The 17,613-nt window shown below is 44.9% G+C and carries 15 protein-coding genes and 1 tRNA gene; 2 read left to right on the top strand and 14 right to left on the bottom strand.

Going from position 1 to position 17,613, the window contains the following annotated elements; all coding sequences use genetic code 11:
- Position 1: 1 nt before the first annotated feature.
- The 7 genes from rodA to leuS form a co-directional block, all read right to left on the bottom strand.
- Positions 2–1,123, bottom strand: a complete 1,122-nt coding sequence (gene rodA, locus ACHUFI_RS15750; protein ID WP_394250776.1) for a rod shape-determining protein RodA — start codon at positions 1,121–1,123, stop codon at positions 2–4.
- Entirely contained in the window at positions 1,120–3,018 is a 1,899-nt protein-coding gene (gene mrdA, locus ACHUFI_RS15755; protein ID WP_394250778.1) for a penicillin-binding protein 2, read from the bottom strand. The genes rodA and mrdA overlap by 4 nt, the downstream gene beginning before the upstream one ends.
- Before the next feature lie 6 nt (positions 3,019–3,024).
- On the bottom strand, positions 3,025–3,495 hold the full coding sequence (rlmH, locus tag ACHUFI_RS15760; protein ID WP_137359217.1) for a 23S rRNA (pseudouridine(1915)-N(3))-methyltransferase RlmH: 471 nt from the start codon (positions 3,493–3,495) through the stop codon (positions 3,025–3,027).
- A gap of 3 nt (positions 3,496–3,498) precedes the next feature.
- A complete protein-coding gene (gene rsfS, locus ACHUFI_RS15765; RefSeq protein WP_137359218.1) occupies positions 3,499–3,816 on the bottom strand; it encodes a ribosome silencing factor in 318 nt (105 codons plus the stop codon).
- Positions 3,817–3,864: 48 nt separating this feature from the next.
- A complete protein-coding gene (holA, locus tag ACHUFI_RS15770) occupies positions 3,865–4,890 on the bottom strand; it encodes a DNA polymerase III subunit delta (protein WP_394250781.1) in 1,026 nt (341 codons plus the stop codon).
- An 8-nt stretch (positions 4,891–4,898) separates the two neighbouring features.
- Positions 4,899–5,537 (bottom strand): LPS-assembly lipoprotein LptE, encoded by a 639-nt coding sequence (locus ACHUFI_RS15775; RefSeq protein ID WP_394250783.1) that lies wholly within the window; start codon positions 5,535–5,537, stop codon positions 4,899–4,901.
- A 164-nt stretch (positions 5,538–5,701) separates the two neighbouring features.
- A complete protein-coding gene (leuS, locus tag ACHUFI_RS15780; protein ID WP_394250785.1) occupies positions 5,702–8,278 on the bottom strand; it encodes a leucine--tRNA ligase in 2,577 nt (858 codons plus the stop codon).
- A 117-nt stretch (positions 8,279–8,395) separates the two neighbouring features.
- Here leuS and ACHUFI_RS15785 point away from each other — a divergent pair, with 117 nt between their 5' ends.
- A complete protein-coding gene (locus ACHUFI_RS15785) occupies positions 8,396–8,866 on the top strand; it encodes a zinc ribbon-containing protein (RefSeq protein WP_394250787.1) in 471 nt (156 codons plus the stop codon).
- A gap of 51 nt (positions 8,867–8,917) precedes the next feature.
- Here ACHUFI_RS15785 and lnt read toward each other — a convergent pair whose 3' ends face one another.
- From lnt to miaB, 5 genes are all read right to left on the bottom strand, one after another.
- The gene (lnt, locus tag ACHUFI_RS15790; protein WP_394250789.1) at positions 8,918–10,465 is read right to left on the bottom strand and encodes an apolipoprotein N-acyltransferase; all 1,548 of its coding nucleotides are present in this window, start codon (positions 10,463–10,465) and stop codon (positions 8,918–8,920) included.
- A 41-nt stretch (positions 10,466–10,506) separates the two neighbouring features.
- A complete protein-coding gene (gene corC, locus ACHUFI_RS15795; protein ID WP_394250791.1) occupies positions 10,507–11,397 on the bottom strand; it encodes a CNNM family magnesium/cobalt transport protein CorC in 891 nt (296 codons plus the stop codon).
- Positions 11,398–11,482: 85 nt separating this feature from the next.
- Positions 11,483–11,947: an rRNA maturation RNase YbeY gene (gene ybeY, locus ACHUFI_RS15800; RefSeq protein ID WP_137359225.1), complete on the bottom strand. Its 465-nt coding sequence runs from the start codon at positions 11,945–11,947 to the stop codon at positions 11,483–11,485.
- Positions 11,948–13,069 (bottom strand): PhoH family protein, encoded by a 1,122-nt coding sequence (locus ACHUFI_RS15805; RefSeq protein WP_394250794.1) that lies wholly within the window; start codon positions 13,067–13,069, stop codon positions 11,948–11,950.
- 156 nt (positions 13,070–13,225) lie between these two features.
- Positions 13,226–14,650: a tRNA (N6-isopentenyl adenosine(37)-C2)-methylthiotransferase MiaB gene (gene miaB, locus ACHUFI_RS15810; protein ID WP_394250796.1), complete on the bottom strand. Its 1,425-nt coding sequence runs from the start codon at positions 14,648–14,650 to the stop codon at positions 13,226–13,228.
- A gap of 291 nt (positions 14,651–14,941) precedes the next feature.
- Between miaB and ACHUFI_RS15815 the strand changes: the two genes are divergently transcribed.
- The gene (locus ACHUFI_RS15815; RefSeq protein WP_394250798.1) at positions 14,942–16,120 is read left to right on the top strand and encodes a 2-octaprenyl-3-methyl-6-methoxy-1,4-benzoquinol hydroxylase; all 1,179 of its coding nucleotides are present in this window, start codon (positions 14,942–14,944) and stop codon (positions 16,118–16,120) included.
- Between the two features lie 82 nt (positions 16,121–16,202).
- Here ACHUFI_RS15815 and ACHUFI_RS15820 read toward each other — a convergent pair whose 3' ends face one another.
- Together ACHUFI_RS15820 and ACHUFI_RS15825 are read right to left on the bottom strand one after the other, a co-directional pair.
- Positions 16,203–17,249, bottom strand: a complete 1,047-nt coding sequence (locus ACHUFI_RS15820; RefSeq protein WP_394250800.1) for a lactonase family protein — start codon at positions 17,247–17,249, stop codon at positions 16,203–16,205.
- Positions 17,250–17,400: 151 nt separating this feature from the next.
- Positions 17,401–17,485: transfer RNA gene (locus ACHUFI_RS15825), tRNA-Leu, on the bottom strand.
- Between the last annotated feature and the right edge of the window lie 128 nt (positions 17,486–17,613).

A 17,613-nucleotide genomic window follows, 5' to 3' on the forward strand; every position in this document is an offset into this window, starting at 1 on the left:
ACTATGTTGCCTTTGAAAATGCTTTTCTATGTGTGTGGATAGACATCAAAATACCGAAGCCTGCCATGAGCGTAACCATAGAAGTACCGCCATAGCTAACAAGAGGAAGGGGAACCCCCACCACTGGTAAAATGCCGCTAACCATGCCGATATTCACGAAGATATATACGAAAAAGCTCAAGACGACACTTCCGGCCATCATTCGTCCAAATGCGGTTTGCGCTTGGCTGGCGAGAATAAGCCCACGCCCAATGATAAATAGATAGATGGATAGCAGGAATAAAATGCCTAGCATGCCCCATTCTTCGGCGATCACCGCGAAAATAAAATCGGTGTGGCGCTCTGGTAAAAATTCGAGTTGAGATTGTGTCCCTTGTAGCCAGCCTTTACCGGAGATACCTCCAGAACCAATGGCTATCTTACTTTGGATAATATGGTAACCCGCACCAAGTGGATCCGATTCAGGGTCGAACAGCGTTCTCACGCGAACTTTTTGGTATTCCCTCATTAAGAAAAACCAAAGGATCGGGATAAAACCACCAACCGCAACCGCTGCTGCTGCAATAATTTTCCAACTGATACCGGCAAGGAAAATGACAAAAATCCCCGAAGCTGCGATCAGGATAGATGTTCCTAGATCGGGTTGCTTAGCTATAAGGATTGTTGGGACGAAAACCATGACAAGCGAAATGATCAAGGTTTGAAAAGTCGGCGGCAATGAGCGTTTACCGATGTAACGCGCGACCATAAGTGGTACAGCAAGTTTTAACAGTTCTGACGGCTGGAAACGAATAAAGCCCAAATTTAGCCAACGTTGTGCACCTTTCGAGGCTTCTCCGAAAAATAAAACTCCTAACAGTAATACGACGCCACCTGCAAATAATAGTGGCGCAAGGCTTTCATAGGTTCTTGGCGGTATTTGCGCCAGTAGCACCATGACGCCCAATGACAAGCCCATACGCATGGCTTGCCTGTCCATCATGGCTAAATTTTGCCCGCTCGCGCTGTACATGATGAGTAGAGCAAAGCCCATTAGGACTAAGATGCCTAATAGCAGAGGAAGATCGATGTGAAAGCGCTCAAAGAGCGCTCGGTTTTGACCGGTTGATGGATCTAATTTCATTTCTTTGAAGCCTTATTATCAGCGTTATCGTCGCCAACAATGATGTGATCAAATATTCTTCTCACGACAGGACCACCGTTACTGGAGCCGCCACCTGCATTCTCTAATACTACGGTTACAATCGCTTTCGGATCTTCTAGTGGTGCGAAGCCTGTGTACAATGCATGATCACGCAAATGCTCGGCGAGCTCTTCTGCGTTATATTCTTGATCCTCTTTTAAACCAAAGACCTGAGCGGTTCCTGATTTACCTGCAGTGAGGTAAGACATCTTTTGAAAAGCGCGGCGAGCTGTCCCTTTTTTACCGTGGTTAGCGAGCTTCATACCGTTTTTCGCGATGTCCCAATATTTCTGAGGAACACCAACAATAGGTGGATAGGTTTCAATTTCAGATAGCTTTTGCGTTGAGAACTCCTGCCCGTTTTCGATAGTTGAACGTAGAAGGTGCGGTGCAATGGCTTCCCCGTTATTCACTAATACAGAGGTGGCTTTCGCTATCTGCATTGGGGTTGCTGTCCAGTAGCCCTGACCGATCCCAACTGGAATGGTATCGCCTTGATACCATGGTGTTCGGTGCCGTGCCATTTTCCATTCACGGGTAGGCATGTTGGCTTTACTTTCTTCGTAGATATCAATACCGGTATAGTCACCAAACCCAAACATCATCATCCATGAAGAGAGTCGATCAATACCTAGGTCGTAGGCGATCTGATAGAAGAAGGTATCAACGGATTCTTCGATGGCTTTACTGATGTCTACTTTACCGTGCCCCCAACGCAACCAGTCTCTAAATGGTCTTGTCTTTGAATTAGGGATCTTCCAATAACCCGGATCATTACGTGTGGTTCTTGGGGTTATCACCCCTTCTTGCAACGCCGCGACAGCAATGAAAGGTTTGACGGTTGAGGCTGGTGGATAAATACCTAAAGTTGCTCGGTTTACTAAAGGACGGTCGTTGTCGTTTAGTAGCGCATTGTATCCTTTACTTGAAATACCGTGTACAAAGTCATTTGGGTCATAACTTGGACTCGAAACCATCGCTAGTACTCCATTGTCTTCTGGGTCTAGTACGACGGCTGAGCCTCTGCGGCCATCAAGAAGCTTATGAACGTATAGCTGCAGATTGATATCAAGGTTGAGTACGATATCTTTACCAGGAATAGAAGGTTCGAATTTCAAAGTTCGAATAACGCGCCCACGGCTGTTGACCTCAACCTCTTGATAACCTGCCGTTCCGTGTAATAAATCTTCATAGTAGCGTTCAATCCCCAACTTACCGATATCACGGGTTGCTTGGTAATTGGCGTCTTTTTCTTCTCGTATCAGCCTTTGCATATCTCGGTCGTTAATTCGAGACACGTAGCCAATGACATGGGTTAAGACATCACCATATGGGTAAAAACGTTTTAGTGTGCCGGTGACTTCTACACCTGGGAACTTATGTTGGTTCACCGAGAAGATAGCCACATCTTTCTCTGTTAGCTGAGTAAGAAGGGGGACGGATTTGAAGCGTCGAGTACGACGACGCTCTTTATTAAAACGTTCGATGCGCTCAGGCGAGATTTCAAGCAAGGATTGCAGGCGGATTAATGTATCATCCATGTCTTTAATTTTTTCAGGCGTAAGCTCTAAGTTAAAGACAGGGCGGTTTTCCGCTAAAAGGACGCCGTTTCGATCGTAGATTAACCCTCGGTTTGGTGCGATAGGCACGACTTTGATGCGGTTATCATTCGAACGGGTTTTGTAATCTTGGTACTGATTAACCTGAATATTATACAGGTTGGCAATTAACAGCCCCATCATGATTGCAATGCCTATAAATGCAACGAAAGCACGACTAGTGAATAGTCGTGCTTCAGCTTTGTAATCACGAATTTGGCTACGTTTACGTAACATTAACGCTTATTCTCGATGGTACGGGTGGTTAGCGGTCACGCTCCACGCTCGGTATAGGCTTTCTGCCATTATGACACGCACAAGTGGGTGAGGCAGTGTCAGGGCAGACAAAGACCAGCTTTGGTCAGCTGCAGCTTTACACGCTGGCGCTAGGCCTTCAGGGCCGCCAATTAAAATAGAAACATCACGGCCATCTAGCTTCCAACTTTCCAATTGTTCAGCAAGTTGAGGTGTATCCCATTTTTTGCCAGGAATATCCAATGTCACGATACGGCTGCCTTTTGGTACTGCCGCTAACATTGCCTCTCCTTCTTTTTGAAGGATACGAGCAATGTCTGCATTCTTACCGCGTTTACCTGCAGTAATTTCGACAAGTTCTAAAGGCATATCATGAGGGAAGCGGCGTTTGTATTCTTGAAACCCTTCTTCAACCCATTTCGGCATTTTAGTGCCAACGGCAATTAGTTGGATCTTCAAAGGTTAGCTCCAAAGCTTCTCAAGTTGGTATAGCTCACGGTGCTCTTCTTGCATAACGTGCAGCATGCTTGTCCCCATATCTAGAACAACCCATTCACCTTCTTGCTCTCCGTCCATACCTAAAGGTTCAAGACCTACTTTTTTTACTTCACTTGCTACGTGCTCTGCGATAGATGCAACATGGCGCTTAGACGTGCCAGTACAAACAATCATAAAATCAGTAACGCTAGATTTGCCTTCTACGTTGATGGTAACAATTGATTCAGCTTTCATATCGTCAGCTTTATCCGCTAGGAAATCTTTTAGTTCTTCACGTAACACAGGGTGTCCTTAAATCTTTAATGTATTCAGTTTGATCATATCACGCTTTTACGCAGGATATGGAATCGAAGCGGTTGGCACACAAAGCTCAATGCTCATTTGATGAATTAATGGCCAAGGTGAGTCTTCGTATTGGGTTTTTGCAGTGATTTCCGCTTGAGTCAGTAAGGCAAAAATAGAGTGTAGCCCCTGAATTGAAATTCTTGTTAGGGCTGCGTTATAAAGTGGCTTTTTAGATTGCCATACTCGGTGCTTTTCAAAAACTTGATTGATTGGCATATGAGCCATCTGCTGCTTCATTTGTAATAGCAAGTTCACTTCACGTTGTACGCTGCGTAGTAGAATGACCGCTTCCACTCCCTCAGCTTCAAGCTGGCGCAATATGCGTTGGGCTCGGTTCGCTTTACCCGCTAATAGCGCATCAACCCAATGATAAGGGGTGAAGTGATTATGACGACTTAGCGATTCTTCGAGTCGAACTAAAGTGAGCTTGCCATCGGGGTATTGCAGCACAAGTTTTTCTAAGCTTTGAGTTAAAGCGAATAAATTGCCTTCATGCCACTGAGCTAGCATTTGCACGGCTTCTGGATCTGGGGACAGACCAAGGCTACGGCAGCGGCCTTGCACAAATTGTGGCAGCCTTTGAATATCGGGCGTTAGGCAGCTTACCCAGTGTCCTTGACTCGATAGTACTTTAAACCATTTCGCATTTTCTTGAGCTTTGGTGAGTTTACTGCCAATAAGGATGAGCAATATGTCATTGTGAATTTGCTCTGAGAGCGCGAGTAACTCTTTAGCAATTGCGGCATTGACACCGGATTCGGGCAGCTCTAATTCAATGATTTGTCGACTTGAGAAAAGGCTCAGGGCTTGAGTGCAGTCGTAAACTTGGTTCCAATCTAGGCTTGCATCGATAGCAAAGCGATGACGTTCTTCAAAGCCTTGCTGCTTGGCTGCTTTTTGAATTGCTTCTCGGCTTTCTTGCAACAACAGTGGTTCGTTACCGAAAATGAGATATACATTGTTAAGCTGTTTAGCTAACTGTTCAGGAAGTCTATCGGCGAAAATACGCATAAAAAACCTTATTGCGCGCTATTTTCGGTAGCGTTAGATTCTGAAGAGTTTGGTGCAGACTCTACCGTTTTAATACCGTATTGCTTTTCCATTGCGTTTACTTGGTTTTGTTCTTGTGCTTCCAAGTTCATCTCATTCGCTTCGATATTTGCTTTTAGACGAGCCATTTGACGCAAGATTTGAATGGATGCCAGTTTACGCATTTCATCTTCAATCATCTCACGTTCCACCGACTTAGCGAGTGCTGTTAGTGGGTTATCTAGGTAGCTTCGAGTTACGTTGGTCGTAAAGGTTTTATCACCAAGCTCTGGAACCGTAACTCGGTACGAAGCAGTGAAAGTCAGTTCTTTCTCTGCCGCACGAGTATTTTGATAAAGCGATAATGTACGTTCTTCAATGTTTTCGCCTAGTAGGTGAAGATTTGGTGTGTTGGAGCTTGGGGCCGTAATATTGACATCGTTCATTCTCAATTGACCCTTTACCATACGTGTAAATGTACTGTATTGATCATAACTGGTCACAGAGATAGTGTTGAGTTCATCTGGCACCGAGTAATCGCCTCGTAAATGAAAGCCGCACGCTGAGAGCAGGCTAACAGTTAAAATAACTACAGTAACTTTAAATGAAGATAATGAAATCAGACGCATTATTTGAAGGCTCTCATGAATTTAAGTACTTATTTTAAGGCTTTCTCTGAAGAAATAGGAAAACACTAAAATAAATAAAACAGGGTGTGTGAGCACCCTGTTTAAAGACTACCGTAAATTAAGAAAGTTCGCGAAAACTCACTTATTTGTAAGGTACGTCGTTATTAGTTAGCTACGATGTTTAGAAGCTTGCCAGGTACGAAGATAACTTTACGAATTGTTAGGCCATCTAGGAACTTCTTAGCATTCTCATCGTTCAGACCAAGCTCACGAACTTGCTCTTCGGTTGCGTCAGCAGCAACAGTCAGTTTCGCACGTAGCTTACCGTTGATCATAACAACGATAGTCTTCTCGTCTTCAACTAGCGCTTTCTCATCGAACGTTGGCCATGTTGCTGAATCTACGTTTGATTCACCAAGTGCAATCCACATTTCGTAAGAGATGTGTGGAGTCATTGGGTAAAGCATACGAACTACTGCTTTTAGCGCTTCATCAAGAATTGCACGATCTTGTACTGACTCTTGAGGTGCTTTCGCTAGCTTGTTCATCAGTTCCATGATTGCAGCGATAGCTGTGTTGAACGTTTGGCGGCGGCCAATATCGTCCGTTACTTTCGCGATAGTCTTGTGGATATCACGACGAAGTGCTTTTTGGTCGCCAGATAGCGCAGAAGCATCAACAGATTCAGCGACACCTTTAGAAGAGTGAGCGTGAACCAATTTCCAAACACGTTTCAGGAAACGGTTAGCACCTTCAACGCCAGACTCTTGCCACTCAAGCGTCATGTCTGCAGGTGATGCAAACATCATGAATAGACGTACTGTATCAGCGCCGTACTTGTCTACCATCTCTTGTGGGTCGATACCGTTGTTCTTAGACTTAGACATTTTGATCATGCCTGAGTGTTCAACTTCGCGGCCTTGAGCGTCGACTGCTTTTTCGATGCGACCTTTACCGTCACGTTCAACCGTTACGTCAGTCGGAGCAATCCACTCTTTCGTGCCTTTTTCGTTTTCGTGATAGAACGCGTCAGCCAGAACCATACCTTGACATAGTAGTTGCTTGAACGGTTCGTCAGACGTTACGTAACCAGCGTCGCGTAGAAGCTTATGGAAGAAACGAGAGTAAAGTAGGTGCATACAAGCGTGCTCGATACCACCAACGTATTGGTCAACTGGCAGCCAGTAGTTTGCTTTCTCTGGATCTAGAATGTCGTCTGCTTGTGGTGAACAGTAACGAGCGTAGTACCAAGAAGATTCCATGAACGTATCGAATGTGTCTGTCTCACGTAGAGCAGGTTCACCGTTGAATGTTGTTTCAGCCCAAGACTTGTCTGCCTTGATTGGGCTCGTTACGCCATCCATTACCACATCTTCAGGAAGAATGACCGGTAGTTGGTCTGCTGGTACAGGGTGAACTTCACCGTCTTCAGTCGTTACCATTGGGATTGGAGCACCCCAGTAACGCTGACGAGATACACCCCAGTCACGTAGACGGAAGTTTACTGTCTTCTTACCTTTGCCTTCAGCTTCAAGCTTCGCAGCAATAGCATCGAATGCTTCTTGGAACGCAAGACCATCGAATTCACCAGAATCGAACAATACACCTTTCTCAGTGTACGCCGCTTCAGACACATCTAGCTCAGAGCCATCTTCTGGCTTGATTACTGGGATGATATCGATGCCGTACTTAGTTGCGAACTCATAGTCACGTTGATCGTGAGCAGGAACCGCCATTACCGCACCTGTGCCGTAATCCATAAGTACGAAGTTTGCTACGTATACAGGAACAACACGACCGTTAAGAGGGTGGATAGCTGTTAGGCCAGTATCCATACCTTTCTTTTCCATCGTTGCCAGTTCAGCTTCAGCAACTTTAGTGTTACGACACTCTTCAACGAATGCAGCAAGCTCTGGGTTGTTCTTCGATGCTTTCTCTGCAAGAGGGTGACCTGCAGCGATACCAACGTATGAAACACCCATCAGTGTGTCTGGACGAGTTGTGTACACTTCTAGTGGCGCTTCTTCGCCGTTAACAGCGAAAGACAGCTCAACACCTTCAGAGCGGCCGATCCAGTTGCGCTGCATGGTTTTAACCATTTCAGGCCAGCCTTCAAGGTTGTCTAGATCGTCTAGTAGCTCTTGAGCGTACTCAGTGATTTTGATGAACCACTGAGGAATTTTCTTTTGTTCTACCGGAGTATCACAACGCCAGCAGCAACCGTCTTCTACTTGCTCGTTTGCCAGTACAGTTTGGTCATTTGGACACCAGTTCACAGAAGAAGTCTTCTTGTAAACTAGGCCTTTTTCGTAAAGCTTAGTGAAGAACTCTTGTTCCCAACGGTAGTATTCAGGTGTACATGTCGCGAATTCACGATTCCAGTCGTAACCAAAGCCAAGAAGCTTAAGCTGGTTTTTCATGTATTCGATGTTTTCGTAAGTCCATGGTGCAGGCGCTGTGTTGTTTTTTACAGCTGCATTTTCTGCAGGTAGGCCGAATGCATCCCAACCGATTGGTTGCATTACGTTTTTGCCTTGTAGACGTTGGAAACGAGATACCACATCACCGATGGTGTAGTTACGCACGTGACCCATGTGCAGTCGGCCACTTGGGTATGGGAACATTGAAAGACAGTAGAATTTTTCTTTATTTGGGTCTTCACTTACAACGAAGGTCTCGCTGTTATCCCAATGTTGTTGAACCTTTTGTTCAATCTCTTGCGGGTTATATTGTTCTTGCATCGATGGTATCCGGTTATCTTGGAATTTGTGAGTTCGGTTAGAACAGAATCTAATAGATCGACATAGAATACCTAAAGGAACGTAGTACAACAATAGTCAATGCTATGGAGGTGGAATATGCCAAAGAAAAAAGCGGCTTACGAAGAGATCGTTGAAGACGTCATCGAGACGTTCAAGCATAGCCCTGAAGAAATCAATAATAAGCTTGAAACCTCCGGGAAAGTCGTCATTGCTGCAAATGATATGACAAAGGACGAGCTATCTTTAATTTCTGCTTATGTGAAATCTGATTTAAAGGAGTTTGCTGAAAGCTATGAAGAAAGTAAAAGTGGCCCATTTTATTTGATGATCGCAGATTCGATATGGCAAGGCTTACTGGATATCACGGACAGAACAAAAGTCGAGTGGGTTGAGTTGTTTCAAGACCTAGAACATCAAGGTTTGTATCAGGCTGACGAAGTGATTGGGCTGGGTACTTTAATATGCGATGAGTGTGGCCACCAAACTGAGTATAACCACCCAACGGTGATCATTCCTTGCATCAAATGTGGTAGTACCGGGTTTACTCGAAAAGCGTTGAAACCTTAGTGAAAACCATAAAGAAAGGGCCCTGTTGAGTAACAAGGCCCTTTTTCTTTACTAAGGTAAGCGGTTAGCGCCTCTAGTTAGATTCTGCCCGTGTTTCCTTAATAGCCAGCCGACCAATAAACTCATGAACACCCATATATAAAGAGGCCAAGTCCCGACCACGCGATAAGGAGTCTGCCCGTCAGTAGAGGTTAGCTCGGCGCGAAGAACCGCTGTTTCAAATTGCGGGATTTGTTCAATGATTTTTCCTTTATGGTCAGTGACCGCCGTTACGCCGTTGTTAGTAGAACGAATTAGTGGCTTACCCAATTCGAGAGCTCTCATCCTAGCAATTTCCATATGCTGCAATGGACCAATCGATTTACCGAACCATGCATCATTAGAAAGCGTTAGAATGAAGTCGGTATCGTTCGTGACGTTTTGTCTAACTTGCTCGTTAAAGATGATTTCATAGCATAGCGCTGGTGCTAGGTGACGTTCATTTGCAACAATATTCGGTTGGACAAAGTCCCCTCGACTGAAAGAGGACATAGGCAAGTTAAAAAATGGCGCTAATGGGCGAAGGATGTCTTCAAACGGTACAAATTCACCAAATGGAAGTAAGTGGTGTTTATGGTAGCGCTCTTCCAGATCATAGCTGTAATCGCCATAAGGCGTATTACCAATGGCTAAAATACTATTGTAATACTTGTTGTCTTCCGACTGGTTCAAGATTCCCGTGATGATAGATGTATCATTCATCTTGGCGGCGCTGTCGAGATTACGCAGGTAAGAGGGAATTTCTAGCTCAAAAGCTGGGACAGCGGCTTCTGGCCAAACAATAATATCAGCATCCCAATTCTGCCTGCTTTCGTCAGCATATTTCATAATGGTTGGCCAACGCTGACTTGGTAGCCACTTCAATGCTTGATCTATATTGCCTTGGATGAGGGCAACGGTAGTCGTTTTTTCAGGGTTAGGTGTTACCCATTCTACATGGCGAATACCAAAACCAGTGCTGATTAAAATGGCAGGGATAGCGGCAATTAACCAAGCTTTATTGAGTATTGCGTAGCTGAGTGCTGCTGCGGATAGCATGATTAAAAGTGTGATGAGCTCAACCCCGCCAAGCGGTGCAAAAGACCCTAATGGTGCGTCTATCTGACTGTAGCCTAACCATAACCAAGGGAAGCCAGTCATTACCCAGCCTCGTAGCCAGTCACAAATCAGCCATAGTGCAGGCGCCGCGAGGAAAAAACGTGACAGGTCGTTTTTTGAAAAGAAGCGGTTTAGCGCCCAGGTAAATAAGCCTGTATAAATGGCTAAGTAACCAATGAGTAACCCCATTAGGGACAAATTGGCGATGAGAGGCATGCCACCGAACCCTGCAATACTGACGTATACCCAGCTGATGCCGGATGCAAACTGGCCCAGTCCCCAAGCGTAACCTATCCATAGCGAATGCTTAGGGCTTTGATTGTGAATGAGTAAAAGTAATAGCGCGGGGCTTACAATAGCAAGTGGCCAAATCTGATATGGCGCAAAAGAAAGGGTCGTGATAGCGCCAACAAAAACGGCCGCAAGCGGCCGTAGTAGGCGATGAATAAAAGGTTTAGTCATCTATTAAGTTCTAATTTTCTCTCACAATAGAGAGTGATACGTTATTCTTCGATCGTTGGAAGAGGCTCTTCGTCAGGTACTGTTACTTGCAGTTGAATGACTCGACGATTATCCGCAGACGTTACTTTGAAGTGATAATGCTCTATTTCGACCACTTCACCACGGGATGGTAAGTGCCCAAACGCTGTCATCACCATACCACCAACAGTATCTACTTCGTCATCACTGAAAGCCGTTCCAAATGTTTCATTGAACTCTTCAATTGTGGTGAGGGCTTTCACCGCAAAGGTATGCTTGCTTAGCTTGCGGATATCCAGTTCTTCTTCGTCGTCAAATTCGTCTTCAATTTCACCAACGATTTCTTCTAAGATATCTTCAATGGTTACAAGGCCAGATACGCCACCGAATTCATCGACAACAATTGCCATGTGATAACGCTCTTCGCGGAACTCTTTCAGTAGGCGATCAACACGCTTACTTTCAGGTACGACAACCGCAGGGCGAATCACTTCTTCAATATCAAATGGGGCGCTGTCTGAGCCCAAGTACTTAAGTAGGTCCTTCGCTAATAGAATACCTTCCACATGGTCTTTGTCTTCACTGATCACTGGGTAGCGAGAGTGTTGAGCGTCAGTAAGCAGAGCAATCAATGTATCTAAGTCATCGGTGCGCTCTACTGTAACCATTTGAGAACGAGGCAGCATGATATCGCGTACTCGCATCTCGGAAATTTCCATAACACCCTCGAGCATATCGCGAGTATCGTGGTCAATTAGGTCATTAATTTCGGAGTCACGAATAACATCGACGAGCTCTTGGCGATCTTTTACTTCACCTTGAAATAGTTGGCCTAGGCGTTCAAAGAAGGACTTTCTACTCGGACCTTCAGATTTTTTACTTCCCTCAGAAGTGGGGGGGTTACCTTCGTTCATGATTTCTCAAAAAATAACGCTATCAGAAGTGTGATAGCACACATAACAACTCAGAGTTTGGCTAATGCTTCACCGGCTCGATGAGTTATTGTTTCTCTGCAATGTAAGGATCTTCAAAACCCATACCTTGCATGATTTCTGTTTCGAGAGATTCCATCTCTTCAGCTTCATCGTCTTCGATATGATCATAACCTAGCAGATGAAGACTGCCATGTACAACCATATGAGCCCAGTGTGCTAGCAGAGGCTTATTTTGCTCTTCAGCTTCTTTCTCAACCACTTGGCGACAAATAATCAAATCGCCTAATAGGTCAATCTCTATTCCTGGTGGCGCTTCGAATGGAAAAGACAGCACATTGGTTGGCTTATCTTTGCCACGGTATTCATGGTTCAACTGGTGGCTTTCTTCCGTATCAACGATACGAATCGTGAGCTCCGCATTTTCTTGAAACTGAGGGATAGTTTTATCTAACCACAGTTGAAGATCTTGTTCGGTTGGTAAACCTTGCTCGTTTTCGACCGCTAACTGTAGGTCTAGTTCAATAGACATCTATTTATCACCTTGTTCCGCTACGGCGGAGCTATTTTGTGTTGCTAATTGTGTCGGGACCGATTGTTGAGTTTCTAGCAGTTTCGCCTCACGCTCTTCACGGCGACGTTTTTCAAACTCTTTGCGTTCTTTCTGGTCTTTTGCTTCCCATTTCTCGTAAGCATTAACAATACGAGCAACCACAGGGTGACGAACTACGTCTTCAGACATAAAGAAATTAAAGCTGATGTCATCGACTTCACTTAGAACTTCAGTTGCATGACGCAAGCCAGATTTCGCTCCGCGAGGTAAGTCGATTTGAGTGATATCACCTGTGATTACCGCACGAGAGTTGAAACCAATACGAGTCAGAAACATCTTCATCTGTTCAACCGTCGTGTTTTGACTCTCATCAAGGATGATAAACGCGTCATTCAGTGTACGGCCACGCATGTAAGCCAGTGGCGCGACTTCAATCACGTTACGTTCAATCAGTTTCTCAACACGTTCAAATCCAAGCATTTCAAAAAGTGCATCGTAAAGAGGGCGCAAATACGGGTCTACTTTCTGGCTTAAATCACCAGGCAGGAAACCTAACTTTTCACCCGCTTCAACCGCTGGGCGCGTCAACAGAATACGACGGATCTCTTGGCGCTCTAGTGCGTCTACTGCGGCTGCAACCGCGAGGTAGGTTTTACCCGTACCAGCAGGACCAATACCAAAGGTGATATCATGAGTCACCATGTTCATTAGGTACTGCGCTTGGTTCGGAGTACGTGGCTTAATGACACCTTTCTTAGTCTTGATGAATACTTCTTTGCCATGTTCCATCGGCGCTTCAGAGTGCTGCTCTAAAATACCCGATTCTTTTATCGCGAGGTGAATCTGTTCTGGCTCGATATCTGGAGAGTTGCCGCGCACCGGGGCAGTTTCTATGTAAAGTCTTTTTAAAATATCAAGGGCTGCGGCAGCAGTATGAGGTTTACCTACAATGGTAAAAAAGTTGCTGCGGTAATTGATTTCTACGCCTAAACGACGCTCAAGATGCTTGATATTGTCATCGAATGGACCGCACAAGTTAGATAGTCGGCGGTTGTCTGCAGGTTCTAGATCGATTTCTAGAGTAACGATTTTATTGCTCAAAGTTGCCTCTCATTTTTTGCCACCCACTCTTTTCAAGAAAAAAAGAGCAAGAAGCCCGATTTAGACCGGGCTTCTAATGGTGATATCCCTAATTCTAAGATGGTCACTTAGTTAGGTAATTTCAAGCTTTATGTTTAAGCGGAGATGATAGTTCGCTTAAGGCGTGAATGTAGCCACACCTAGCTCATCTTCACGCTTAGTCTTCGCCATCATCTGAGTTGGAGAGATGATGCTGCGTAGATCCATGTCTTTTTCTGTACGAACTAGCTCTCCGCGAAGAGAGTTTGCGAATACGTCTGTGATCTTCACATCAACGAATTGACCAATTAGGTCTGCGCTGCCTTCGAAGTTAACAACACGGTTGTTCTCAGTACGCGCACGAAGTTCCATTAGGTTCTTCTTCGATGGGCCTTCTACCAGAACGCGTTGCTCTGTATCAAGCATCAGGCGTGAGTAACGCATTGCTTGAGAGTTCACCACTTGTTGCAGTTCGTATAGGCGCTCTTTCTTAGTTTGCTCGGAGACATCACATGGGTAGTCTGCCGCTGGCGTACCTGGACGAGGTGAGAAAATAAAGCTAAAGCTCATGTCGAAATCAACATCTTTGATTAGCTTCATTGTCGCTTGGTGATCCATGTCTGATTCGCCAGGGAAACCAACGATAAAGTCAGAGCTGATCTGAATGTCTGGGCGCGCTTTACGAAGTTTACGAATAATCGATTTGTACTCGATAGCGGTGTGAGGACGCTTCATCATCGTAAGGATACGGTCACTACCACTTTGTACAGGTAGGTGAAGGAAGCTCACTAGCTCTGGAGTATCTTCATAGACGGCAATGATGTCATCGCCAAACTCTAGTGGGTGACTTGTAGTAAAGCGAATGCGGTCAATACCGTCGATTGATGCAACAAGGCGAAGTAATTCAGCAAATGAGCAGATGTCACCTTCGTGCGTTGGACCGCGGTATGCGTTTACGTTTTGACCCAGCAAGTTGACTTCACGAACGCCCTGATCAGCAAGCTGTGCGATTTCGAAAAGAACATCGTCCATTGGGCGGCTAACTTCTTCACCACGTGTGTATGGTACAACACAGTAAGTACAGTACTTAGAACAACCTTCCATGATAGAAACGAATGCCGTTGCGCCTTCAGCACGAGGCTCTGGTAGGCTATCGAACTTTTCGATCTCAGGGAAAGAGATGTCCATCACTGGCGCATCATTTGAAAGAGAAGATTTGATCATCTCAGGCAAGCGGTGCAATGTTTGAGGGCCAAAGATAACGTCGACATAAGGTGCACGTTGACGAATGTGATCGCCTTCTTGAGTCGCTACACAGCCACCCACACCGATCACGACACCTTCTTTTTTATCTTTCAGCGTTTTCCAACGACCAAGCTGGTGGAATACTTTCTCTTGCGCTTTTTCGCGGATAGAACAAGTATTTAGTAGTAGTACGTCTGCTTCCTCAGGTACTTCTGTTAGCTCGTAGCCATTTGCGGCATTTAGCAGGTCAGCCATTTTTGATGAATCGTATTCATTCATCTGACAGCCCCAAGTTTTAATTAGCAGTTTCTTACTCATTTTATGTTCGCTCGATCGTTAGTTTAATTTAAGGGAGCAAATCGCCCAGTGTTTCTCCGCCGAATCTCTCTGCATTGGCAATAAATTTGGTTTGCTCAAGCTGTAGGGTGGCGGCAAGCGGCGTATTGTACTGCTTTCAAAACCCACTGACTAGTGATCGTGTGAAATCTCTTTCGTGCCAGTTCTAGCAAGGGATTTGCCCATAAGCGGGATAAGGTTTTTGGTTACAATTTAGTAATGAAAACGTACAATGAAAAATAGTCGGAAAATCAAATTGATAAAGTGTGAAAAATGAACAGTTATGACATTGTGGTTATTGGCGGAGGCATGGTCGGTGCAGCAACGGCTATCGGGTTTGCAAAGCAAGGCAAACGAGTTGCGGTGATAGAAGGTCAGGAGCCTGCCGAATTTGATGCATCTCAGCCTTTAGATATACGTGTCTCAGCAATTTCTCAAACTTCCGTTGATTTGCTCAATGACTTAGGTGCTTGGCAGCATACGGCGTCTATGCGAGTTTGCCCGTATAAGCGCCTTGAAACTTGGGAACACCCTGAGTGCCGAACTCGGTTTGATGCGCAATCACTTGATTTACCTCAGCTGGGCTATATTGTTGAGAACCGATTGATTCAATTGGGGTTATGGGCGGAATTCTCTTCGTACGATAACTTGACGTTACTTTGTCCAGAAAAACTAGACGCTATAGAGTTCGGTGAGCATAACAATAATGTGATCTTACAGTCAGGAATCACGCTGTCGGCCGAATGGGTAATTGGTGCTGATGGCGCGAACTCAATGGTTCGTAATCAAGCTGGTATTGGTATTACCGCTTGGGATTATAGACAAGACTGTATGTTAATTAATGTTGAGACAGCAGCTTCTCAGCAAGATATCACATGGCAGCAGTTTACACCGAGTGGTCCTCGTTCATTCCTACCTCTGAGCTCTCTTATTGAAGAGGGGAAAGAAGTAGGGCAAGGCTCATTAGTTTGGTATGACTCTCCAAAACGAATTCGCCAGTTATCAGCGATGAACAACGCGCAACTTAAGGCTGAAGTACTAAGTCATTTTCCTACAGAGCTAGGTGATGTGACCATTTTACAAAAAGGTTCGTTCCCACTGACCCGTAGACACGCACAACAATATTATAAAAATAGATGTGTTTTGGTCGGAGATTCAGCTCACACGATTAACCCACTGGCTGGGCAAGGCGTAAACTTAGGTTTTAAAGATGTTGCAGCGTTATTAGACGTCGCGAGCAATGAATCGACTTTATCTGATAAAGCACTGAGACAATATGAGTTACGCCGTAGAGGTGACAACTTATTAATGCAAAGTGGAATGGACTTTTTCTACAAGAGTTTCAGTAATGATATTGGACCTTTAAAGTTTGCCCGTAATGCTGCGTTAAAGCTTGCAGAACACTCCGGCCCTGTTAAGGCTCAAGTTCTTAAGTATGCCTTAGGCTTATAATCATAAGTAAGAGAAAGGAGAGCATTGCTCTCCTTTTTTGTTTTTCTGAAAATGAGCCTTATCGTTAGTACTCACTTACTTACTATTTCATGGCCGTAATACAAACTGGTGCATCAAGGCAAATAGAATGGCCACTGTATGTCAGCTCTCCGGTCTCTTTGTTTCTTCTAAAACTCGTCAGATTATTGGAGTGCTGGTTGGCTACCACGATCCATTGATCATCTTCTGTGATATAGAAATCGCGAGGGAACTTTCCTTGTGTTGAGCTACTGGATCGGAACTGAATGGTTTTGTCTTTCGGATTAACACTAAAACAACTGAGCTTTGACTGGTGTCGGCAGGATACGTATAAGAACTTTTCATCAGAAGAAAGCCTAATTGCGGCTGCAGCTTCTCCCTTTTCTTCGTTCGGTAGTGCGTCGACTTCCTGTATAACTTCCCACTTCCCTAATATTTTCTTTAGTACCAGTATCGTTTCAGAAAGCTCACATACAACATAGGCATGAGTTTCTTTTTGATTAAATACTAGGTGGCGAGGACCGTTTCCTTTTGGAACGTTCAACTGCAGAATAGGCTGTTGCAAAATGTCATCTTGCTCTTCATCAAAACAGTAAAAGCTCACAGTATCTGAACCAAGATCTACGGTTGCGAAATGAGGGGAATGCTTTAAGAACACAGCTTGATGAGCATGTGGCCCCGCTTGCCTATCAGTATTTGGCCCAGAGCCACTCTGGGTAATGGTTGAAAGGTGAGAGTCTATCGTGCCGTTGATATTCAGGGAGAAAACATCATAGTTACCGGAAGAGTACTGAGAAGTAATGATGTACTTCCCAGAAGGGGCGAGAGAAATATGGCACGGGTGATCTCCTGATATCTTGAATGTACAGCTAGGCTTATCGGCTCCGGGCTTGGGAATAAACGACAGAGTCGGGTTAGAAGCCAGTTCAACTTCGGAAATCACATAGTGTCCAGCTTCAGTCGAAGCAATAAAAGATGGGTTTCGCTCTGTATGAATAAGGCTAAGAGAGGAAAGTATGCCAGTATCCGGGTTGAATAATACTTGATAGATACCTTCGCTAGAGCTAGGTGAGTCAGTATAGCAGCCGATGCTAAGAGGAATTGTATTCATTATAGACGTCATGTTGGTGTCGAGAGTACACCATTGTCTTATAAATTATTGAAATTAAAGAGTAGGGGATAAGCGTTTGTTAGTGATGCGCGCAGCAATTTTTCATTTTGCTCATAAAAGAAAACCCAGCTAAAAGCTGGGTTTCTAATGATGGTGCGGTCGGAGAGACTTGAACTCTCACACCTTGCGGCGCCAGAACCTAAATCTGGTGCGTCTACCAATTCCGCCACGACCGCAGCAAATTTTATAGTTGTATCGAGTATTGGTGACTCAATATAACGTTGTAATAGTGGCTGGGCTACCTGGATTCGAACCAGGGAATGCCGGCATCAAAAGCCGGTGCCTTACCGCTTGGCGATAGCCC

Source organism: Vibrio profundi (assembly GCF_043642225.1).
GTDB lineage: Bacteria > Pseudomonadota > Gammaproteobacteria > Enterobacterales > Vibrionaceae > Vibrio > Vibrio profundi_A.